Here is a 22,121-nt window from a genome sequence, read left to right on the forward strand (position 1 = left end):
ATGACCAGTCCTTCTCCGCGCCTGTCCACGCCCCGGGCGCTGCTGCGCCTGCTCGAATTCGCCCGTCCGGTGCTGCCGCGCCTCGGCTTCGGCGCGCTCAGCGCGCTCGCCGCCGCGGTGCTGTCCCTGATGATCCCGATCGCCCTCGAGTGGGTGGTCGGCGGCCCCATCGCGTCCGGCGATACCACGGCCGTGGTGTGGGGCGCGCTCGCCGTGCTCGCGCTCGGCCTGCTCGAGGCGCTCATGGTGTACCTGCGGCGCTGGCTCGTGCTGGGCCCCGCGACGCTCGTCGAGTACGACATCCGCCGGTCGTTCTACAACCGCCTGCAGCACCTGCCCGTCGCGTTCCACGACCGGTGGCAGTCGGGCCAGCTGCTCAGCCGCATGATGCAGGACATCGGCCTGATCCGCCGCTGGATGGCCTTCGGCCTGATCCTGCTCGTGGTGAACATCCTCACCGTGGTCATCGGCGCGGTGCTGCTGTTCCAGTGGCACTGGGCGCTCGCGGCCGTGTTCGTGGCGTCGGGCCTGCCGCTGTGGATCCAGGGCTTCCTGTTCGAGAAGGAGTACGGCACCCTCACGCGCCTCAGCCAGGATCAGCAGGGCGACCTCGCGACGAGCGTCGAGGAGAGCGTGCACGGCATCCGCGTGCTGAAGGCCTTCGGCCGCGGCCCGCATGCCCTCCGCCGCTTCACGCGGCAGGCCGAGACCCTGCGCGACACCGAGATGCGCAAGGCCGGGTCCATCGCGCGCATCGACTTCTGGCTCGTGTTCATGCCCGAGCTGGCGTTCGCGGTCTCGCTCGTGCTGGGCATCTGGCTGGCCTCCACGGGCCAGATCGGCGTGCCGCAGCTCATCGCGTACTTCGCGATGGCCACCATCCTGCGCTGGCCGATCGAGTCCATCGGGTTCTTCTTCGCCTTCACGATGGACGCCCGCACCGCGACCGACCGCGTGTTCGAGGTGTTCGACGCGCACAACGCGATCACGGATCCCGAGCGGCCGGTCACGATCCCGGATCCGCGGGGCGCGCTCACCTTCGAGGACACGCACTTCCGCTACCAGGACGCGGGCGCCGCCGAGCCGGACCTGCTGAACGGCATCGACCTGGACGTGCGACCGGGCGAGACCATGGCGCTCGTCGGGCTGACCGGATCGGGCAAGACGACGCTGACCACGCTGCCTACGCGCCTGTACGACGTGACGGGCGGCCGGGTGGCGATCGACGGCGTCGACGTGCGCGACCTCAGCCTGGTCGAGCTGCGCCGGATCATCGCGACCGCGTTCGAGGACGCGACGCTGTTCTCGGCGTCCGTCCGCGACAACGTGCTGCTGGGCCGCGACGACCTCGATCCCGGCTCGGCGGAGGCCGATCGCGTGCTGCGCGAGGCGCTGGACGTCGCGCAGGCCGCGTTCGTCGAGGACCTGCCCGACGGAGTCGACACCATGATCGGCGAGGAGGGTCTGTCGCTCTCGGGCGGCCAGCGCCAGCGCCTCGCCCTCGCCCGCGCGGTCGCGGCGCGCCCCGCCGTGCTGGTGATGGACGACCCGCTGTCGGCGCTCGACGTCGACACCGAGGAGCGCGTGCAGCACGAGCTGCGCCGCGTGCTCGCCGGCACCACGGCGCTGATCGTCGCCCACCGCCCGTCCACCGTGGCGCTCGCCGATCGCGTCGCGCTGCTCGAGGGCGGCCGCATCACGGCCGTCGGCACGCACTCCGAGCTGATGGCCTCCTCCTCGCACTACCGCTCGGTGATCTCGAGCTTCGAGCGCGAGGAGGCCGAGGAGCGCGCCTGGCGCAACGACCCCAACCCCACGTCGGAGCTCGACGTCATCACGGCACAGGATGAGGAGGGCGCGCGATGAGCAGCTCGGTCCAGGGCACTGCGGGCGAGGACCGCTCCGACTACACGCGCGAGGAGAGCCGCGCGATCCGGCAGCGCTCGCTGCGGCTGCTCGTGTCGCTGCTGCGCCCGCTGAAGGCCCAGGTGACCCTGGTCGCCGTCGTGGTCGTGGCGCAGACCGCCGTGCGCGTGCTGGGACCGGCGCTGCTCGGCCTCGGGCTCAAGGAGGCGCTGCCGGCCGTGGTCGACCGCGCCGACTGGGGCCCCGCGTGGTTCGTGGGCGGCGCGTACGTGGCGACGGCCGTGGGCGGCGCGGCGCTGCTCGCCTGGTACGACATCCTGGCGGCGCGCGTCACGCAGAACGTGCTGCTCGACCTGCGCACGCGCGTCTTCCGGCACACGCAGATCCTCAGCCTCGAGTTCCACGAGAGCTACACGTCGGGCCGGATCATCTCGCGCCAGACGAGCGACCTCGACACGATCCGCGAGCTGCTGAACGGCGGCCTGACCCAGCTGGTCAGCGGCGTGCTCTACGGCGCCTTCACGTTCATCGCGCTCGTGATCATCGACTGGCAGTCGGGTCTCGTGCTCGTGATCGCGGCGATCCCGCTGACGATCCTGATGCGCTGGTTCTACCTGTCCTCGCAGCGCACCTACCGCGACTCGCGCGTGATCAGCGCGAAGGTCATCGTGAAGTTCGTCGAGACCATGACGGGCATCCGCGCGGGCAAGGCGTTCCGCACCGAGCCCCGCAACGAGGACGAGTTCGGCGGCCTGGCGATGCAGTACCGCGACGTCAACATGCGCTCGATCCGCCTGTTCGGCGTCTTCGAGCCCGGCCTGATGGCGATCTCGGCGTTCTCGATCGGCATCGTGGTGCTGTGGGGCGGCGTGCGGATCACGTGGGGCGAGTTCTCGGTCGGCCTGCTGCTGGCGGCCGTGCTGTACGTGCGCAACTTCTTCACGCCGCTGCAGGAGGTCGCGATGTTCCTGAACTCCTTCCAGGCGGCGTCCGCGGCGCTGGAGAAGGTGTCGGGCGTGCTCGAGGAGGTGCCGACGGTGCCGGATCCGACGCGTCCGGTCGCGCTTCCGGAGGCGCGCGGCGGCATCCGGTTCGAGGACGTCACGTTCGCGTACGCGACGGGCCGGACGATCCTGCCGGAGTTCGCGCTGGACATCCCCGCCGGCCAGACGGTCGCGCTGGTCGGCACGACGGGCGCCGGCAAGTCGACGCTCGCCAAGCTCGTCTCGCGCTTCTACGACCCGAGCGAGGGCCGCGTCACGCTGGACGGCGTGGACCTGCGCGACCTGCACCCGCGCGATCTGCGCCGCGCGATCGTGATGGTCACGCAGGAGGCCTACCTGTTCAGCGGCACGGTCGCCGACAACATCGCGCTGGGCCGTCCCGACGCGACGTTCGACGAGATCCAGGATGCGGCCCGCGCCGTGGGGGCGGACACGTTCATCCGGACCCTGCCCGACGGCTACCACACCGACGTCAACAAGCGCGGCGGCCGCGTCTCGGCGGGCCAGCGTCAGCTGATCTCGTTCGCGCGCGCGTTCCTGGCGAACCCGGCGGTGCTGATCCTGGACGAGGCGACGGCCTCGCTCGACATCCCCTCGGAGCGGATGATCCAGGATGCGCTGCAGACGCTGCTCGCCGACCGCACGGCGATCATCATCGCGCACCGCCTGTCGACCGTCGCGATCGCGGATCGGGTGCTCGTCATGGAGCACGGCCGCGTGATCGAGGACGACGCTCCGGACACCCTGATCGCCGGCACGGGCAGGTTCGCCCAGCTGCACCAGGCCTGGCGCGAGTCCCTCGTCTAGGACCTGAGAAGAGTGGGCGACGGGGTCTCGATGGGGGAGGGGGATTCGAGACCCCGCCGCCGGCATGGTCTCAGCGCGGACGGCGATGGCCGTGCTGACGAGTCACGTCGGGTGAGATCCCCCCTGTCGCCGCGAGACCCTAGACGCGGATCTCGGCGACCACCTCACCGTACTCCGTCTCGCCCACAGGTGTGAAGCCGACCCGGCGGAAGAAGGCCTCGGGGCCGTCCTCGCCGGCCTCGTAGATGACCGTGAGGTGGTCGAGCCCGCGCTGGCGCACCTCGGCGACGAGCGCCTCGACCGCGAAGCGGCCGATGCCGCGGCCCTGGTCGTCGGCGTCGACGTTGATGCGCAGCAGGACGGAGCGGAAGTGCTCGGACGGGGCCTCCTCGTCGAAGCTCGCGCTGACGAAGCCGACGACGTCGTCGCCGTCGAGGACGACGCGCTGCCAGGCCTTCGCCGGGTTGATGACGGTCGCCGCGATGCCGTACGAGACGGGCGCGAGGAACTGCTCCTGGCCGGGCTTCAACGACAGCGTGTTCACCGCGACGATCGTCGCGGCCGAGAGCTCCACCAGGTTCAGCGTCATACGGTCAGGCTAACCGCTCCCCGTGGAGCGGGGGCAAGCAGATCTGCCCGGGGTGGAGATGTTCACCTGGCTCCGACGACCGACCTCGCAGCGCTCTTCAGTTAATCGTGGACCCAGACCTCGGTGCCGACCTGGGCGAAGCGGTACATGTGCTCGGCGGCCGACTGGGTCATGTTCACGCAGCCGTGGCTCATGTAGGCGCCGGCGCCGAAGTTGTTGTGCCAGTAGGTGCCGTGGAAGCCCTGGTCGCCGTTGAAGTACGACACCCACGGCACGTTCGCGGTGCAGTAGTCGTACGTCTTGCTCGGCTTGTACTTGCCGTCGGGCGTGCAGGAGCCCATGTTCTGCTTGGTGAGCTGGCCGTACACGGTGAAGTGGCCCGTGCGGGTGTCGTGGCCGGGCTTGCCGAGCGCGATCGCGTAGGAGGCGACGAGCTTCTCCTGGCCGGAGGCGGGGCCCTCGTACATGTAGGTCATGCCGGCGCTCTTGTCGACCTCGACGCGGCGGAAGATGTTCTGCGTCGGGAACTTCACGACCTCGCCCTGCAGCTCGAACTGCATGTCGCCGCTCTTGAGCGAGTCGGCGATCGAGGTCGCGACGCCGTCGGTCGACGAGATGCCGAAGCCGTCCTGGCCCTCCTGGATCACGCGCAGCGGGTCGCCGGCCGAGTTGGTGACGACCTGCTCCTCGACCACGTCCTGGTTGACCTTCTCGGGCAGGTCCTTGATGGCCTCCTCGATCGCGCCCATGTCGGGGGTCACGACGAAGTCGCCCGATTCGGGGTCGGCCTGGATGTCCATCCACTTCTGCACCTCGGCGAGCGGCACGCCGTGCGCGCGCTCGTCCTGCAGGTAGAAGCCGGCGGTGTCGGCCTGGGCGTTGAGGTCCTTGGCGTACGCCTTCGCCTCGGCGGTCGTGGCGGCCGCCTCGACCTCGGTCTGCTGCGGCTCGATCGCGATGGGTCCGTCCTCGGACGGACCGGCGGCGAGGGCCTCGGTGATGCCGGTGGCGAGCGCGTCGATGTCGATGCCTCGGCCGGGCTCGGACCCCTCGACCGTGAAGCGGCGGGCGTCGTCGTCGAACACGACCTGCGCGTCGACGGAGTCGGTGTACAGGTCGGGCAGCGCGCCGCGGAGCGTCTCGGCGGCCTTCTCGGCGTCGATCGTGACGGTCCCGCTGACCTCGCCCATGCCCCAGCTGCCGAGGTTCCACGCGGGGTAGGCCTCGAACGCGTCGTCGGCGAGAGCCTGCGCGTCGATCGACAGGCCGAGCTGATCGCCCGTCAGGGTGGCGTCGCCGATCGCGAACTCGGTGTCGGCCAGGTGGTTCGCGATGGTCTCGGCCGCGGCGCCGGAGGTCGTGAAGCCCACGGGGGCGCCCGCGGCGGTGACGCCGGGCGCGATCAGCACGAGCGAGGCCACGATCGCGCCGGCGCCGACGAGTCCGGCCGGGATGCCGATGCCGAGCCACGCGCCGAGGTGCCGCTTCCTGGGGGGATCCACCTGGGCCCACTGCACGTCGGGATTCGCGGTGCCGGGCGCGCCGATGACGGCGGTCGCCTGCGCGCCCGCCCCGCTCTCGTCGCTCATGCCCTCGGGCCTGGTCGCCACGTCCGTCACGAAACCCCCCTGGATGGCTCGATCTCGCGCGACGCGCGGGGGCGTGTCGCAGAGATCCCGTGACCATAGAGTACGGCCGCAAGCGGCGCCGACGCCCGTGGAGGGGTTACGAACTGACTACGATGCGCTGGGCATCCCATGGGGGTCCCAGCGGGTGGGAATCAGCGCCAGGGCACGCCCTCCGCGCGGTGGAACCCGATGCCCGCCGCCGTCCACGCGTCCGCCAGCCCCGCGATCCGCTCCGTGAACGAGTCGCGCGCGGGCGAGCGCGACCACCCGAGCTCCGCGGCGGAGGCGATGCGGGGGAACATCAGGGCGTCGATGTCGGCGAGCGTGCGGACGGTCTCGCTCCACAGGCACGCCTCGACGCCCAGGATCGCCGACTCGGGGACATCCGGGATCACGGCGTCCGGATCCCACGCGTACGAGCGCTCGACGCTGGTGGGCCCGTCGGCCCAGACGAGGCCGAGCGGGGTCTGCGCGTCGTACTTCATATCGAGGTAGATCGCGTCGGCGGGGGACAGGATGAGCCGTCCGCCGCCCGCGACGAAGGCCCGGGCGCGCTCGTCATGACCCTCGCGCGGGGTGCGGAAGCCCCAGTACTGGCCGATGGATCCGGCGGGCAGGTCGGCGACGCCGGCCTCGTGCCACGAGATCGGGGTCTTGCCGGTCTCGGCGATGAGCCGCGCGGCGAGCGCGGCCATCCGGCGGTAGTCCTCGGGCGCGGTGCCGAGCGCCTCGTCCCCGCCGAAATGCAGGTACGGCCCGGGGGTCAGCTCGGCGAGCTCGGAGAACACGTCGCGCAGCAGCGGCTCGAGACCCTCCGCGTCGGCGCGCAGCGACGAGAACCCGACGCCGAGCGCCGTGTACGGCACGCCGCGCTCGGGCAGCGCGCCGCCGTACGACTCCGTGACCTCGCGGAGGTGGTCGCTGATGACCGGATCCGCCACGAGCTCGGGGTGGCTGAGGCCGAGCGCGTGCGTGTGGCCGGGCAGGTCGAACTCGGGGATCACGATCATGTGGTGCGCGGCGGCGTGCGCCACGATCCGCGCGTAATCGTCGCGCGTGTAGAAGCCGCCCGGGTCGCCGTCCACGGCGGATCCGGATCCGTGCTCCGTGAGCTCGGGATACGAGCGCAGCTGCAGGCGCCAGCCGTGGTCGTCGGTCAGGTGCAGGTGCAGCGCGTTGAGCTTGAGCGAGGAGGCCCGCTCGATGACGGCCTCGACGGTCTCGACGGGGTGGAAGTGGCGCGCGACGTCGAGCATCAGGCCGCGGTGCGCGAAGCGCGGCTCGTCGCTGATGTCGACCGCGGGCACCGCGCCGGTCGCGTCGGCGAGCTGCGCGAGCGTCCGCAGCGCGTAGAACCGTCCCGCCGGGGTGGACGCCTCGATCCGGATGCCGGCGGCGTCGACGCGCAGCCGGTAGCCCTCGGGCCCGCAGTCGTCCACGGGCGAGAAGACGGGCTCGGCATCGGGGCGCACGGCGGGCTGGTCCAGCGGTGTGACGGACGCGGGCCAGGGCAGCAGGGCGAGCGGCATGGGTGGCACGCTACCGGCGTTGTTACGGTTTTGTAAACATCCCTTCCAAACCGATTCACCCTCTTGCGGTCGCCGGGGTTCGTAAATACAACTTACAAACATGACCCAGCCCGGCAGCCCGATCAGCCCGGCGTCCCCGCGCGGACGCACCGGCCGGCTCAAGGTGCTGCCCGAGCACGCGCGCGGCCACAACCGGTCGCTCGTGCTCGCGACGCTGTTCCACGACGGCGCGATGAGCCGCGCGGATCTCGCCCGCGCCACCGGGCTCACGCGCGTCACGACGTCGGATCTGGTCGGCGAGCTGATCGGCGACGGCCTCGTGGTCGAGCAGGGGACCCGGCAGGGATCCCGGCCCGGCAAGCCCGCCATGCTGGTCGACCTCGACCGCGAGGGCCTGCAGGTCGTGGGCCTCGACCTCTCGGACGCGGCGGAGTATCGCGGCGCCGTGATCGACCTGAGCGGCACCGTGATCGAACGGCGCGCGCTGCCGCGCCCGGCCGACGGCGACGCCGAGGCGGCGCTGGACGCGGTGCGCGCGCTCGCGGCCGAGCTGCTCGCCGCGGCGACGCGCCGCGTCCTCGGCGTCGGCGTGGGCGCGCCGGGCGTGATCTCGCGCGACGGCGTCGTGAGGTCGTCGCCGAACCTCGGCTGGTTCGACCTGCCGCTGCAGGCGGATCTGCGCGAGCGGCTGGGGGTGCCGGTGCACGTCGCGAACGACGCGAACGTCGCCGCCCTGGCCGAGCACACGCTCGGCGGCGCGAGCGGCGACGTCCTGGTCGTGAAGGTCGGGCGCGGTGTCGGCGCCGGCGTGCTCACGCGCGGCGAGCTCGCGCGCGGCAGCCGCGACGCGGCCGGCGAGATCGGCCACGTCACGGTCGGCACGGACGGCGGGCCGCTGTGCGTGTGCGGCAAGCACGGCTGCCTCGAGTCGTGGCTGTCGATCCGCTCGCTCGAGCAGCGGATCGCGGAGGGCGCCGACCGCGACGACGTGCTGCGCGACGCCGGCGAGCGCCTCGCGATCGCGGTCGCGCCCATCGTCGGTGCGCTCGACCTGTCGGAGATCGTGCTCTCCGGCCCCGCCGACCGGCTCGACGGCATCCTGCGGGACACCGCCGTCCACACGCTTCGCGCCCGCACCTTCCTCCACGAGGACGTGCGGGTGCGGATGTCCGCCCAGGGAGACGACGTCGTGCTGCGAGGTGCGGTCGTGCTGATCCTCGACGGAGAACTCGGGGTCTCATAGGCGAGACCCGCGCCAGACGCACCACCACCCCCACCACCCCACCACCCGAAGGACGCATCACATGAACAAGAAGGCAATGGCGGGCATCGGCCTGCTCGGCGCCGGCGCGCTCGCGCTCGCCGGCTGTGCGGGCGGCGCGACGCCGGCCGGTGACGAGAGCGACGCCCCGGCGGCCGAGACCGGCGAGCTCACCGTCTGGGTCGTCGGCACCGACACCCCCGACACCGCACGCGAGTACCTCGTCGACACGTTCGAGTCGGAGAACGACGGCTGGACCCTCAACCTCGAGGAGAAGACCTGGGCCGACGTGTCGGAGACGTACGTCGCCGCGCTCCAGTCCAACGACACCCCCGACGTGGTCGAGGTCGGCAACACGCAGGCCATCGGCTTCATCGACCAGGGACTGTTCTCGGACCTCAGTGACATCCGCGGCGACCTCGGCGACCTGAACCCGGGCCTCGAGGAGGCCGGCACGTACGACGGCGCGTTCTACGCGGCGCCGTACTACGCGGGCGGCCGCGTGGTGTTCTACTCGCCCGAGATCGTCGACGCCGCGAGCCTGCCCAAGACGCTCGAGGAGTACGTCGACCAGGGCGTCGAGATGCGCACGGACGCCATGAGCGGCATCTACGCGCCCGGCCGCGACTGGTACAACATGCTCCCGTACGTCTGGGCGTACGGCGGCGAGATCGCGGTGCAGGACGGCGACACCTGGGACGCGCAGTTCTCCAGCGACGAGTCGCTGCAGGGCCTCGAGCTGCTGCAGAAGGTCTACAGCGATGCGACCAACGCCCCCGCCGACGGCGACGAGACCGACGCGCACGTGCCGTTCTGCGCCGGCGAGACGGCGTTCCTCTCGGCTCCCGCGTGGATGCAGTGGTCGATCCTGGCCGAGCCCGACGCGGAGAACCCCGGATGCCCCGACACCTTCGGCAAGGACCTCGGCGCGTTCCCGCTGCCGGGCCTGACCGAGGGCGAGACCGCCCCGATCTTCGCGGGCGGCTCGAACATCGGCGTCGCCGCGCTGTCGGAGAACCAGGCGATGGCGAAGGAGGTCGTGAAGATCATGCTGTCGAAGGGCTACCAGGACCTCATGGCCGAGGGCGGCCTGACCCCGGCGCTGCTGGAGTCGGCCGAGTCGCTGCCGGACACCCCGGTCGCGCAGGCGCAGGCCGAGGCGCTCGCCAACTCGAAGGGCGTGCCCACCTCGCCGAACTGGGCCGAGGTCGAGTCGAGCCTGGTGATCCAGGACTCGCTCGTGAAGATCGCCCAGGGCGAGGACGTGACCTCGGTCGCCGAGGCGCTCGACACCCAGATCGAGTCGATCCTCAACGGCTGACACGTTGACCGCTCTCACCTCTGCTCCTCCCACGGGAGTCCGCCTCTCGTGGGAGGAGCGCGAGCGCCGCCGCGCGCGCCGCGACGCCATCACGTCCTGGATCCTGCTCGCGCCGTCGATCATCCTGATCCTGCTGATGGTCGGGTACCCGGCGTTCCAGATGGTGTGGCAGTCGTTCACCGACTACCAGGTGCGCCACAAGATCCAGCGCACGGCGCCCGAGTTCGTCGGGCTCGACAACTACATCAAGATCATCACGCGCAGCGACTTCCCCGAGGTGGTCGCGCGCACGGTGGGGATCATGGTGGTCACGACCGTGCTGATCATGGTGCTCGGCGTGCTGGTCGCGCTGCTCATGGCCAAGATCGGCCGCGGCATGCGGGTCACGCTGTCGGTCGGGCTGCTGCTGGCGTGGGCGATCCCGCCGCTCACGGCGAGCGTGGTGTGGGGCTTCATCTTCGACACGCAGTACGGCGTCGTGAACTGGGCGCTCAACAGCATCACCGGCACGCAGGCGTGGCACAACCACTCGTGGCTGCTGAACCCGTGGACGTTCTTCCTGGTGCTCACGATCATCGTGGTGTGGGGCGCGATCCCGTTCGTCGCGTTCACGACGTACGCCGCGCTCGGGCAGGTGCCGCGCGAGACGATCGAGGCCGCCGAGATCGACGGCGCCGGCGGCTGGGCCCGCTGGTGGGGCGTGATCTTCCCCGCCCTGCGTCCCGTGCTGGGCGGGCTGCTCATCCTGCAGATCATCTGGAACATGAAGCTGTTCACGCAGGTGTACGCCCTGCAGAGCCGCGGCGGCATCGCGTCGGAGACCAACGTGCTGCCCGTCTACCTCTTCCGCCAGGGCATCGGCGAGTTCGGCGCGACCAGCGCCATCGGGATGCTCATCGTGCTGATCATGCTCGCGATCAGCTGGGTCAACCTCCGCCAGCTCCTGAAGGAGGACGAGTCGTGACGATCCTCGCGCCCAAGGCGCCGCCCGTCATCACCACCGCCGTGACGACCGCGACGCGGACGATGCGCATGCCGCGCGGCGCCGCGGCCCCGACCGGCGTCCGCAGCCGCGGCATGCGGATCCTGTTCAACGCGCTGGCCGTGATCGTGTTCCTGTGCGCGGTGTTCCCCGTGTACTGGATGCTCAACCTGTCGTTCACGCCGGGCGACCAGATCATCCGGCGCGATCAGTCGCTGATCCCGCGGGAGCCGACGTTCGTGAACTACGTCACGGCGTGGACGCGGCCGGCGGCCCCCGGGCAGACCGACTTCCCGAACGCGCTGCGGACCAGCCTGATCGTCGTGGCGATCGTCGTGGTGTGCGCGCTGCTGTTCGCGTTCCTCGCGTCGATCGCGCTCGCGCGGTTCCGGTTCGTCGGGCGGCGGACGTTCATCGTCGGGATCCTGGTCGTGCAGATGATCCCCGGCGAGGGGATGATGTTCACGGTCTACAACCTGATCGACGACCTGCACCTCATGAACACCCTGCTCGGGCTCAGCCTCGTGCACATCGCGGCGGTCATCCCGTTCACGATCTGGACGCTGCGCGGCTTCGTCGCGGGTGTGCCGGCCGAGCTGGAGGAGGCCGCGCAGATCGACGGCTGCTCGAAGCAGGGCGCGTTCTGGCGCGTGACGTTCCCGCTGCTCGCGCCGGGCCTCGTCGCCACCGGGATCTTCGCGTTCATGCAGTCGTGGAACGAGTTCACGATGGCGCTGCTGCTGATGAAGGACCAGAACCTGACGCTGCCGACCTGGCTCAACTCGTTCCAGTCCGCCACCGAGGCCACGAACTACGGCGCGGTGCTCGCCGGCTCGACGCTCATCTGCATCCCCGTGGTCATCTTCTTCCTCATCGTGCAGGGTCGGATGACCGGCGGCCTGGTGGCGGGAGCGGTCAAGGGATGACCGTGGATCGGATCCCCTCGGTCGTCGAGCGAGCCCCAGGCGAGTCGACGCCGACCGGAGGCCCCGGCACCGCGACCCGCCTCGGCGTCGACATCGGCGGCACCAAGGCCGAGGCCGTGGCCCTCGACCCCGCGGGCGCGATCGTCGCCCGCGCGCAGCGCCCCACCGTCACGGGCCCGGGCGGCGTGCTCGCGACCGCGCGCGCCGTGATCGCGGACCTCGGAGGGACGGATGCCGCCTCGATCGGCGTCGGCATCCCCGGCCAGATCACCGGCGGTCGCGTGCGCAACGCGGTCAACCTCGGCCTGACCGACCTGGACCTCGGGGGAGCGCTGGAGCTTTCGCTCGGCACGCCCGTCCACGTCGAGAACGACGTCAACGCCGCCGCCCTCGGCGCGCACGCGATGCGGGCCGCGGGCTCGATGGCCTACCTCAACCTCGGCACCGGCATCGCGGCGGGCATCGTGGTCGACGGCCGCGTCTGGGGCGGATCCGGCGGCTCCGCGGGCGAGGTCGGCCACGTCTCGATCGACCCGCGCGGCCCCGAGTGCCCGTGCGGCCAGCGCGGCTGCATCGAGACGCTCGCGGGCGGCGGATCCGTCGCCCGCCGCTGGGCGCGCGGCGGCGAGCTGCCCGTGCGCGACGTGTTCGATGCCGCCGACGCGGGGGATCCGGACGCCCTCGCGCTGCGCGCGGATCTCGCCCGCGGCGTCGCGGCGGCCGTGCGCGTGCTCGTGCTCACCGCGGATCCCGAGGTCGTCGTGATCGGCGGCGGCGTCGCGCGGCTGGGCGGCCGGCTGCTCGACGTCGTGCGGGCCGAGCTGCGCACCACCTCCGAGCGATCCGCGTTCCTGCGCTCCCTCGCCCTCGACGAGCGCATCGAGCTGCTGCCCGAGGGGGCCGCGGCCGGAGCCCTGGGCGCCGCGCTCGCCGCGGGGGTCGTGCATGGCTGAGGTGGTGATCGTCCCCGACCGCGCCGCGGCCGGGGCGCTCATCGCCGAGGAGATCGCCGCGCTGATCGCCCGTCGTCCGGACGCGGTGCTGGGCCTGGCGACCGGATCCACGCCGCTGCCGGTGTACGAGGCGCTGCGGTCGCGGCTGGCGGGCGTGGACGTGTCCCGCGTGCGCGCCTTCGCGCTGGACGAGTACGTCGGGCTCGACCCGGCGCATCCGGAGAGCTACCGGTCCGTGATCGCGCGAGAGGTCGTCGAGCCGCTGGGACTGGATCCGGATCGCATCCGCGTGCCCGACGGCACGTTGGACGGCATCGAGCACCACGGCGAGGACTACGAGGCGGCGATCGCCGCGGCCGGGGGCGTGGACCTGCAGATCCTCGGCATCGGCACCGACGGGCACATCGGGTTCAACGAGCCGGGATCGTCGTTCGCGTCGCGTACGCGCGTCAAGACCCTGACGCGGCAGACCCGCGCGGACAACGCCCGCTTCTTCCCGTCGATCGACGACGTGCCGCGGCACTGCATCACGCAGGGCCTGGGCACGATCCTCGACGCGCGGCACCTCGTGCTGCTGGCGTTCGGAGAGCGCAAGGCCGCCGCCGTCGCCGGCGCCGTGGAGGGCGCGGTGACCGCGTCGCTGCCGGGATCCGCGATCCAGCTGCACCCGCATGTCACCGTGGTGATCGACGAGCCCGCCGCCTCGCGCCTGGCCCACGCCGACTACTACCGCGAGGCCTTCGCCGGCAAGCCGGAGTGGCAGGGGCTGTAGCGGGTCATCTCTCGAAGACCTTGCCCGGGTTCAGGATGCCGGCGGGGTCGAAGACGCGGGCGATGTCGCGCTGCAGGCGCCACTGGTCGTCCCCGAGCTCGTCGGCGAGCCAGCGGCGCTTGAGCAGGCCGATGCCGTGCTCGCCCGTGAGCGTGCCGCCCAGGCGGATCGCGGCGCGGAAGAGGTCGTCCGCCGCGTCCCAGATCGCCTGCGGCACCTCCGTGCCCTCGAAGATGAAGTTCGGGTGCAGATTGCCGTCGCCCGCATGCGCGACCGTGGGGATCTCCACGCCGTGCTCGCGCTCGACCCGGGCGATCTCGTCGAACATCGCGACCATCTGCGAGCGCGGCACCGAGACGTCCTCGATCAGCGCCGTGCCGAGCGACTCCATCGCCGGATGCATCGCACGGCGGATCGCGAGCAGGCGCTCGCCCTCCTCGCGGTCGTACGTGGTCACGACGGTGCCGCCCGCCGTGCGGAGCACCTCGGCCACCGCGTCGGCCTCGGTGCGCGCGGCCGGTCCGTCGGTCTGGATCGTCAGCTGCGATGCCCCGGGCGTCGGGGCGGGGAGGGCGAGCAGGGCGTGGGCGGCGGCGAGGCTCGTCGCGTCCATCAGCTCCATGATCGCGGGCTGGATGCCGGCCGCGGTGACCGCGGACGATCCGGCCGCCGCGTCGCGCACGGTGGGGAACGTCGCCGCGATCGTGCAGACGTCGCCCGGCGTGAGGCGGCGCAGCTTCAGCGTCGCGCCGACGATCACGCCGAGCGTGCCCTCCGAGCCGATCATGAGCGAGGTCACGTCCAGGCCCGTGACGCCCTTGACGCTGCGGTGGCCCATCCGGATCAGGCGTCCGTCGGCGAGGACGACGTCCAGGCCGAGCACCGCGTCGCGCACGACGCCGTACTTCGCGCACAGCAGGCCGCCGGCGCCGGTGGCGATGTTGCCGCCGACGGTCGAGATCGCGCGGGAGGCGGGATCCGGCGCCCACCACAGTCCGTGGGGCGCGAGCTGGGCGTTGAGGTCGGCGTTCAGGATGCCCGGCTCGACGACCGCGAGCAGGTCGTCGGGGGAGACCTCGAGGATGCGCGTCATGCGGCGCACCGACAGCGCGATCTCGCCGCCGCCCGCGTTGGCCGCGCCCGCGAGACCGGTGCCCGCGCCGCGCGTGACGACCGGGGTGCCGGTCGCGCTCGCGATCCGCAGCGTCGCCTGCACGTGCTCGACGGCCTCGGCGTGCACGACCGCGAGCGGGGCGGCGGACGCCCGGTGTCCCGACTTGTCGGCGCGCGCCTCATCCAGCGCCGCGGCGCTCGTGTCGACCCGGTCGCCGAGCTCGGCGCGCAGCTGATCGAGGACCGACATGGCTCAGCGCACGCTGCGACGGGCCACGGCGACGCCGACCGCGACGCTCACGACGCCGACGGCAAGGCCCACCCAGGGCTGCCCGAGCGCCCACCACGCGAGCGTCGCGGACAGGAAGATCAGCAGCTCCACGACGATCCGGATGAACGGGTGGACCGAGAACACGGCCTTGGGCGAGACGAACAGCGCCCACAGCAGGATCGCCAGGGCCGGCGCGCCGAGCCCGAACACGAAGTTCCACGGCAGCGGCCAGGACAGGAAGCCCCACAGCGCGAGGCTGCCGATCGCGACCAGCTCGGTCAGGAATCGCAGCACATCGAGCGCGGTGATGCGTGTGGCTCGCACGCCGGGAACGTCTTCGGGCATGCCCTCCAGTCTACGGCGGGGCGCAGGTTGGCCCCCGTCCGGCCGGGGTCGGTGCCCTCCCGGCCGGACGGGGGAATCTCAGAGCCGGTCGGACGCGCCGGGCTGGGCCTCGTCGACGTCGGTCGGGGCGCTGCCCGAGACGACCTCGCGCGCGAGCTGCTCGATCTGCTCGACGTCGGCCGTGATGCCGGCGTCCGTCAGCCGCTGCTCGAGCGCATCCTGCACCTCCGCCTCCGCGAGTCGGTCGGTGCCGAGGTCGCCCTGCATCTGCACGACGATGCCCTGCACCTGCTGGGAGACCGACGTGGTGTTGAGGTCCTGGCGGGTGCCGGTCTGCTCGCCCGCGCCTCCCGGTCCGACGGCATCCGGGACGCCGGGGATGTCGCGATCCGCGGATCCGTGTCCCGTCGGCACGTCGGACGTGGTCTGGTCGTCGGCGCCGGGCTCGGCGGCCGCGTTGCCGGTGCCCGGCTCGTACGCGCCCGCGTCCGTCGGGGCGTCGCCGCCCGTGTTGATGTCGCCGGCGTCGCGGGCCGACGACGGCCCCACGCCCGCGATGTCGTTCTGGCTGGAGCGCTCGACGTCGGGGCTCGATGATCCCTCGACGCCCACGCTGTCGACCGCACCCGAGTCGGCGCCCTCGCGGCCCGGGGGCACGCTCGCGCCGCCCGCCGCGGTCGTGGCGCCGCGCGCCGCGTCGATCGGCGAGACGCCCGCGGTGCTCGAGGTGGCGTGCACGGGCTCCTGCTGCTCGACCGTGCCGGCGCCGTGCTCGGCGCGGCCGTCGGCTCCGGGCGCGATGGTCTCGATGCCGGATCCGCGCTGTCCCGTGCCGGTGGGCGTTTCGAGCGAGCCGTCGTCGTCCGCCGAGCTCAGCAGATCCGGATCGATGTCGCGGCGGAAGTCGTCGGCCGGGCGCGGCAGGGTGTCGACGTTGTCGCCGTCGTAGATCACGTCGCCGGGTCCGGGGGCGAGGCCCGCCGTGCGGTCGGACGAGGTCGTGCCCACCTCGTCGAGGTCGTCGTCGAGGTCCTCGTCCTCGAGGTGGATGGAGCCGCCCTCGTCGACGCCCGAGCGCGGCAGATCCTCGGGGGCCAGGTCCCCCTGGCCGTCGGGGCCGAGCTCCGCGTCGACCGGGCCGGCGCCCTGGGTGTCGGGGTCCTCGTAGTTGCCGCTCATGTCCGCCTCCTGTGTCGGGAATCGGTGGTCTGCCCCCATGGTGCGCTCGCCGATCCGGCACCTGAACGGGGTTGACGCGGCGGGATCGCGGGCCTAACGATGCGGGCGGATGCCCAGCGGGGGCGAGCGAACGGGATGCCCAGCGGGGCGCGCGAACGGCCTGTGTGCACGAGATACCTGGGGGTCGCGAGGGTGTCAAGCCTCTATCGATCCGCGCGGCGGGCGCGCACACTCGATCCGGAGGTGGTGACGCACCATGGATACCATTCACCAGCTCGAGCTCGTTCCCCTCGGTGAGGGGGCCTGGCGGATCTGCGACAGCAATGTGGCGTCGTCGGATGCGGCCAGCGTGATCGCCTATGTCGAGCGGATGCCGGCGGACGAGAGCAGCGAGTTGAGCTACGAGGTCGTGTGGGTGCAGTACACCCGTGGCACGACGCGGCACACGTCGATTCAGAGCGTGCTGACGATGGCGGCGGATCTGGTCGCCGCGTCGGCCTCGACCGGTCGAGCCAAGCCCAAGCCGATCGCGCACTTCCCGCCGGGCGGCCGTCCGGTGGCGCCGCTGGCCGGATGAGCACCGCGCGCTCCCTCTGGCATGAGACCTCGCCGCTGATCGAGGTCGACCAGGCCCTGCCCACGCGCGCCGACGTCGTGATCGTCGGCGCGGGTATCGCGGGTCTGGCGACCGCGACGCTGCTCGCGCGCGCGGGCCGGAGGGTCGCGGTGCTGGAGGCGCGCGAGGTCGGCGCCGTCGCGACCGGCAACACCACCGCGAAGCTCTCGCTGCTGCAGGGCTCGGTGTACTCCGGCATCCGCTCGCACGCGGGCGACGAGGCGCTGGACGCGTACGTCGCGGCGAACCGCGCGGGGGAGGAGTGGGTGCGCGGCGAGCTCGACGGCGACGAGGGGCTCGAGCGGCGCGACGCCTTCACGTACGCCACGACACCCGAGGGCGTGAAGGCCGTGGAGGAGGAGGCCGAGGCGCTCGCCGCGGCCGGCGTCGACGTCGACGTGCTGGGCGAGGGGCAGGACCTCGGCCTCCCGTACCCGGTCGCGCGTGCGATCCGGATGCGCGACCAGTGGCAGATCCATCCGATGCGCCTGCTCGCCCGCCTGACCGCGTCGGTGCGGGATCACGCCGGATCCGTCGTGACCGGATGCCGCGTGCTCGGCGCCGACGTCACGGACGAGGGCGCGCTCGTCCACACGTCTCGAGGCACCGTGCTGGCGGATCAGGTGGTCGTGACCAGCGGCTTCCCGGTGATCGACCGGGCCGGATTCTTCGCGCGGCTGAAGCCGTCGCGCTCGCTCGCGGCGGCGTATCGCGTGCCGGGCGCGGTGCCGTCGGGGATGTACCTGTCGCTCGATCCGCAGGGCCGGTCGCTGCGCACCGCTCGGGGGCTGCTGATCGTGGGCGGGCCGGCGTGGACGACCGGTCGCTCTCGGGACACCGATGCGCTGCTGCGGGAACTTGACGCCTGGACGACCGCGGCGTTCCCCGGGGCGTCACGCGTGAGCTGGTGGGCGGCGCAGGACTACCAGACCGTCACGCGGGTGCCGTTCGCCGGCGCCGTCGGCGACCGGCTCTACGTCGCGACCGGCTTCAACAAGTGGGGCATGACGAACGGCCCCGCCGCTGCGCTGACGATCGCCGGCGAGATCCTCGGGGATCCGGTGCCGTGGGATCTGTCACCGCACCTGAACCTGCGCGACGGCGCCGACTTCGTCACCGCCCAGGCGGGCGTGGCGGCTTCGGCGGTGACGGGAGTGGTGCGCGCGGTCGCCGGGTCGGGCTCGCTGGAGGAGGGCGAGGGCCGCGTCGTGCGCGACGGCCTGCACCCGGTCGCGGAAGCGCGCGTCGGGGGCGAGGTGTGCCGAGTCTCGGCCGTCTGCACCCACCTCGGCGGCATCCTCGAGTGGAACCGCGCGGAGCAGTCCTGGGACTGCCCGCTGCACGCCTCGCGCTTCGCGCCGGATGGGAGCGTGCTGGAGGGGCCTGCCGTGGAGGGGCTGCGGCATCTGGCTGGTTGAGTGAGGGAAGCGAGCCGAAGCCGCCGTGGACCGTATGACGCCCGCCCACCGGCGGCTCACTCCGGCGCGAACCTCGCTCAGCTGCGTCCCAGCGGACGGCAGGAGTCGGGAACGGTGTCGCTCGTCTCCTGATCGCGCGCTTCGCGCTACGCCCGACTCCGCTAGTTGAGCCTCGTCAACGCCTCACGGATCGCAGTTTCGAGTTCAGTCTGCTGGGAAGCGGTCAGTTTGTTCGAGGTGCGGATCACTACCGTTCCAACGACGGCGTGGGAGCCCGAGGCGAGTATGCTGCCGTCGAATGCGCCCAGGTATGCATTGCGCTTTCCCGCGTCGTCAGCAGTTGAGTAAACCTCAACGGCACCACCCGCGTCGGTGCCTTTGTCCACGATGTCGTTTCCGAGCACGCTGGCCTGGTCTACCAAGGTTGATGCGAGGTAGAGGGCCGCTGTGTACCCGCCTTGTTTATTCAGGTTGCCATTCGGATCGTGTTCCTCCGTCACCGCCTGAACTCCGGCGATAGTGGGTAGGCCCTTTATCCGACCGATGACGAACGCCTCGTCCGGGTTGGTCACTTGCGCAAGCTGCGCGATGCTTGCTTCAAGTGCAGCCTGCGACTCTTTGAGGCTGGCGATCGGTGCGCTGTAGTCTCCGAGGCGTTCAACGTCGGCCGTTAGCGCGGGCATATCGTCGGTCGCATTCTGAATGTCCTGTGTCGATTCGGGATGCTCCGGGGACGCCGGAGCATCCGCCTTGCTGCTCTGAGCCTCACCGATAGCTGCGCTGGCATTTGTCAGCAGGGTCGGGTCGAGAGGCTGAGCATCCGAGTCAATGACGGCCTGAAGCTCGGCGATCGCCGAATCCAGCTCGTGCGTGCGTGCGTTGAGGTCGTCAACAGCCGCGTCATACTGCTCGACAGCTTCGCTGAATGCCGCTGCCGCTTCGTTGTGAGGAACCTGGACCACGAAGTACCACAGAGCAACAGCCACGAGCGCAACAACAAGGAGGACACCGCCGGCCAGGAGAATGTTGTTACGGCGGAGTCGGGGAGAACGGGGAGCTTGCGCGGCGTCGCTGCCCGGAGACTGGACGTTGACGTCTTTCAGAGCCATTCGCTCAGACTATGCCTCCGCGAGTTCGTCGTAGCGCCTGACCGAGGATGTCCTTCGCACGCTCGACGAAAGCCGTGGCGACCTCGTCGTCGGTTGCGCTCCAGTCGAGCCTGAGCGGTTCGATGGTCGAGTTCTGATAGGTGCGGCCCATGTAGTCATAGACGAAGATGGCCGGTTTCGTGGGGTCCACGGAGAGCTTCAGCTCGACCGCCCAATCGGCGTCCGGGAAGTGGTAGGCGTTCCACGCTTCGGACTTCGAGCCTCCATGGGCTTCCCATCCGGGCACCAGATTCGCGGCGGCGAGGTGGTCGGCGATCAGCGGCTCGAGGCGCCTGCCGCGAGCCCTGAGCACGCGAATCACCTGACTTCGAGCCGCAAGGAACTGCTGGATCGCGTGGCCCTGCTGATCCAGCAGCTCCCGCCACTCACCCACTCGCGCGGCCTCGCTGTTCAGGTCGCTCATCGCGGCCCCTCCATTCCGTGCTTCGAAGAACTGCTGGAGCAGATCCAAGCTCCGACGCTGGTCGGCATCCGCCGGGCTCAGCAGATGATCGACCAGGTCGGGTGACCGTCGGATCGCTTCGTTCAACTCCGCATAGGTGATCGAGCGCGACAGCCAGTTCTCCTGCTCGACGGGCGCGCTGCGGTGCTCTGGAGCGAGTACGGCCACGAGCACCGAGTTGACGCCCTCGCCCCGAAGCGCATGTTCGGCGTACCGATCCAGCGGATTGTTGAGCTCGTGGCCGATCTTGTTCTCGAGCACGATCGCGAGGCCGAGATCGGTGTTGACCGCGAGTACGTCGATGTACTCGGACTGCGTGCTGATCTCCCAGGCGTCGGAACCCGCGTAATCGTCCGCCATGAGTGTCACAGCGGTCTTGCCGAACGCCCCAATTGTGTGAGCGCCATCTAGCACGCGTAGCAGCGCGTCGATGACGAGGGAGCCCAACCCATGCCGTTCGTTCGGATCGAGAAAGAACTGGAGCGTCATGTCGACTCGCGTCTCACGCCAGCCCTCGCGCAATATGTCGTAGACGTTGACTGGCCGCGATGGCGCTGGCACCTGCCCCAGCCGCACGTCGAGGAACGATAGATCGAGCGTCACGCTATACAGGTTAGTGATCTGCGAATGGTCCGTCCGCTGCGAGCGTGACCTTTGATGTCTATACCGAGCTGCTCAGGATGACCTTGATGGGGCAGTGGGGGGGCGCTCGTCTTGCAGTGTGCGGCGAACCTCCGGAGTGACAGGCCGGGCGCGTTTCGCTCGTGGCCAGGCCGCTCGGCTCAGGCGCTGTCGCTGTGGATCCCGAAGTGATTAGCGAGTCGCTCGAGGGTGAATTCTTGCCGAAGCTTGCAGGCGCTGTTTTGGTTCGCGAACAGTCCCTTCTCCCAGTAGGAGTCTTTCTGTGCGACGGTGTGGATCCACTTGACCGGCACGACCCACTCAGCGTCATCCTCCGTATCGCCGTCTCGGTGCGGATATGACCCGACGAGGGACTGCGTCGCGAGTGACATGGGCGCACCCTCCACATCGACTCGTGCATCGGTGAAACGGACGGCGGGCCCGACAACTGTGCCGACGCCGACGTAGCCGGTCTGCGGGATGTTGACCCACACGCGCGCGCCTTCCGGTAGAGCGCGGATCGTCTGTGTGTAGAACTTGCCACCACCGGCGGAGACGAAGCCGAGCCTGCGGGCATCGTCCCACGATCGCTCTCCACCGAACGATACGTACCAGTCGAGCCCGTTCCACGCCGCGCGCTTCGACGTCGACTTCGCAACGCTGCCTCCGGGGCGCTCGTCGGATGTCGCGAGCCAGGACCGCGCGAGATAGCGTCGGTCGTCGTCCTCGATGTAGGTGAAGAAGACAGCGTTGACTGGTACGCCGAAGCCGCGCAGATATGTGACGATCCGCTCCGAGCTCGCGTCCAGCGATGAGGCCACGACAGTGAGCTGCAGCTCTCCATTGAGTTCGTCGGGTGGTGCGACGCCGAACACCTCTTCGAACGAGGCCTCGAATGGTTGGCCGAGGTACTTCTCGGCGATGTCGATGACGTCGTCCCGGGACAGTGTCGATACCCAGGAACCATAATCCAGCAGCTGAGCGACGACCTCTCGAGGTGTGCGGTCACGCTTGAGCTCCAGCACATGCAGGTTCCCCTCGGCATCGACTGCGAGCAGATCCAGGCGCTTGCCGAAGGGGGTGATCACTTCGCTGCCGATGACCAGCAGCGCCGCCCCGAGCAACGACGGATCCCGCCGAAGAAACTGGTGAAGCTCACTCTCGGTGGGCAGCGCAGCAGCGGCCAGTGGCTTCGGGTCCTGACCGTCGATCCGCCACATTCTCATCTCAACCGGCATCAGTCGTATCCTCCTTGGTATCCGCGGGTTTCAAGTAGCGGCCCGGTTCGGTAACGGTGACGAGGACTCAG

At 70.8% G+C, this 22,121-nt stretch carries 19 protein-coding genes; 10 read left to right on the top strand and 9 right to left on the bottom strand.

Going from position 1 to position 22,121, the window contains the following annotated elements:
* Positions 1–1,866, top strand: coding sequence for an ABC transporter ATP-binding protein (locus AAD528_RS06780; protein ID WP_345751308.1), 1,866 nt, complete (start codon positions 1–3; stop codon positions 1,864–1,866).
* Positions 1,863–3,677 (top strand): ABC transporter ATP-binding protein, encoded by a 1,815-nt coding sequence (locus tag AAD528_RS06785; protein WP_345751309.1) that lies wholly within the window; start codon positions 1,863–1,865, stop codon positions 3,675–3,677. The genes AAD528_RS06780 and AAD528_RS06785 overlap by 4 nt, the downstream gene beginning before the upstream one ends.
* Before the next feature lie 139 nt (positions 3,678–3,816).
* Here AAD528_RS06785 and AAD528_RS06790 read toward each other — a convergent pair whose 3' ends face one another.
* From AAD528_RS06790 to AAD528_RS06800, 3 genes are all read right to left on the bottom strand, one after another.
* Positions 3,817–4,266, bottom strand: coding sequence for a GNAT family N-acetyltransferase (locus AAD528_RS06790; protein ID WP_345751310.1), 450 nt, complete (start codon positions 4,264–4,266; stop codon positions 3,817–3,819).
* A 101-nt stretch (positions 4,267–4,367) separates the two neighbouring features.
* Complete coding sequence (locus tag AAD528_RS06795; protein WP_345751311.1) at positions 4,368–5,885, bottom strand: L,D-transpeptidase family protein; 1,518 nt, start codon at positions 5,883–5,885, stop codon at positions 4,368–4,370.
* Positions 5,886–6,046: 161 nt separating this feature from the next.
* Entirely contained in the window at positions 6,047–7,423 is a 1,377-nt protein-coding gene (locus AAD528_RS06800) for a beta-N-acetylhexosaminidase (protein ID WP_345751312.1), read from the bottom strand.
* A gap of 100 nt (positions 7,424–7,523) precedes the next feature.
* On the opposite strand from AAD528_RS06800, the gene AAD528_RS06805 reads away from it, so the two are divergent.
* The 6 genes from AAD528_RS06805 (at position 7,524) to nagB (ending at position 13,638) form a co-directional block, all read left to right on the top strand.
* Positions 7,524–8,666, top strand: a complete 1,143-nt coding sequence (locus AAD528_RS06805) for an ROK family transcriptional regulator (protein ID WP_345751313.1) — start codon at positions 7,524–7,526, stop codon at positions 8,664–8,666.
* Positions 8,667–8,727: 61 nt separating this feature from the next.
* The gene (locus AAD528_RS06810; protein ID WP_345751314.1) at positions 8,728–10,005 is read left to right on the top strand and encodes an extracellular solute-binding protein; all 1,278 of its coding nucleotides are present in this window, start codon (positions 8,728–8,730) and stop codon (positions 10,003–10,005) included.
* 4 nt (positions 10,006–10,009) lie between these two features.
* Positions 10,010–10,969 (top strand): carbohydrate ABC transporter permease, encoded by a 960-nt coding sequence (locus AAD528_RS06815; RefSeq protein ID WP_345751315.1) that lies wholly within the window; start codon positions 10,010–10,012, stop codon positions 10,967–10,969.
* Positions 10,970–11,082: 113 nt separating this feature from the next.
* Positions 11,083–11,913: a carbohydrate ABC transporter permease gene (locus tag AAD528_RS06820; RefSeq protein ID WP_375339595.1), complete on the top strand. Its 831-nt coding sequence runs from the start codon at positions 11,083–11,085 to the stop codon at positions 11,911–11,913.
* The gene (locus AAD528_RS06825) at positions 11,910–12,866 is read left to right on the top strand and encodes an ROK family protein (RefSeq protein WP_345751317.1); all 957 of its coding nucleotides are present in this window, start codon (positions 11,910–11,912) and stop codon (positions 12,864–12,866) included. Before AAD528_RS06820 ends, AAD528_RS06825 begins: the two co-directional genes overlap by 4 nt.
* A complete protein-coding gene (gene nagB / locus AAD528_RS06830; protein ID WP_345751318.1) occupies positions 12,859–13,638 on the top strand; it encodes a glucosamine-6-phosphate deaminase in 780 nt (259 codons plus the stop codon). The genes AAD528_RS06825 and nagB overlap by 8 nt, the downstream gene beginning before the upstream one ends.
* Before the next feature lie 4 nt (positions 13,639–13,642).
* Here nagB and AAD528_RS06835 read toward each other — a convergent pair whose 3' ends face one another.
* From AAD528_RS06835 to AAD528_RS06845, 3 genes are all read right to left on the bottom strand, one after another.
* Positions 13,643–15,001: an FAD-binding oxidoreductase gene (locus AAD528_RS06835; RefSeq protein WP_345751319.1), complete on the bottom strand. Its 1,359-nt coding sequence runs from the start codon at positions 14,999–15,001 to the stop codon at positions 13,643–13,645.
* Between the two features lie 3 nt (positions 15,002–15,004).
* Complete coding sequence (locus AAD528_RS06840) at positions 15,005–15,367, bottom strand: YrdB family protein (protein WP_345751320.1); 363 nt, start codon at positions 15,365–15,367, stop codon at positions 15,005–15,007.
* 78 nt (positions 15,368–15,445) lie between these two features.
* Positions 15,446–16,546: a hypothetical protein gene (locus AAD528_RS06845; protein WP_345751321.1), complete on the bottom strand. Its 1,101-nt coding sequence runs from the start codon at positions 16,544–16,546 to the stop codon at positions 15,446–15,448.
* 256 nt (positions 16,547–16,802) lie between these two features.
* Here AAD528_RS06845 and AAD528_RS06850 point away from each other — a divergent pair, with 256 nt between their 5' ends.
* Together AAD528_RS06850 and AAD528_RS06855 are read left to right on the top strand one after the other, a co-directional pair.
* Positions 16,803–17,123, top strand: a complete 321-nt coding sequence (locus tag AAD528_RS06850; RefSeq protein WP_345751322.1) for a hypothetical protein — start codon at positions 16,803–16,805, stop codon at positions 17,121–17,123.
* Positions 17,120–18,580: an FAD-dependent oxidoreductase gene (locus tag AAD528_RS06855; protein WP_345751323.1), complete on the top strand. Its 1,461-nt coding sequence runs from the start codon at positions 17,120–17,122 to the stop codon at positions 18,578–18,580. Before AAD528_RS06850 ends, AAD528_RS06855 begins: the two co-directional genes overlap by 4 nt.
* 161 nt (positions 18,581–18,741) lie before the next feature.
* Here AAD528_RS06855 and AAD528_RS06860 read toward each other — a convergent pair whose 3' ends face one another.
* The 3 genes from AAD528_RS06860 to AAD528_RS06870 all read right to left on the bottom strand — a co-directional run bounded on the left by AAD528_RS06860 (position 18,742) and on the right by AAD528_RS06870 (position 22,050).
* Entirely contained in the window at positions 18,742–19,689 is a 948-nt protein-coding gene (locus AAD528_RS06860; RefSeq protein WP_345751324.1) for a hypothetical protein, read from the bottom strand.
* A 4-nt stretch (positions 19,690–19,693) separates the two neighbouring features.
* A complete protein-coding gene (locus AAD528_RS06865) occupies positions 19,694–20,794 on the bottom strand; it encodes a PD-(D/E)XK nuclease family protein (RefSeq protein WP_345751325.1) in 1,101 nt (366 codons plus the stop codon).
* Between the two features lie 179 nt (positions 20,795–20,973).
* A complete protein-coding gene (locus AAD528_RS06870; protein WP_345751326.1) occupies positions 20,974–22,050 on the bottom strand; it encodes an endonuclease NucS domain-containing protein in 1,077 nt (358 codons plus the stop codon).
* Positions 22,051–22,121 lie beyond the last annotated feature (71 nt).

Origin of the sequence: Microbacterium rhizophilum, assembly GCF_039605615.1 — a bacterium.
In the GTDB taxonomy this organism is placed as follows: Bacteria; Actinomycetota; Actinomycetes; order Actinomycetales; family Microbacteriaceae; genus Microbacterium; species Microbacterium rhizophilus.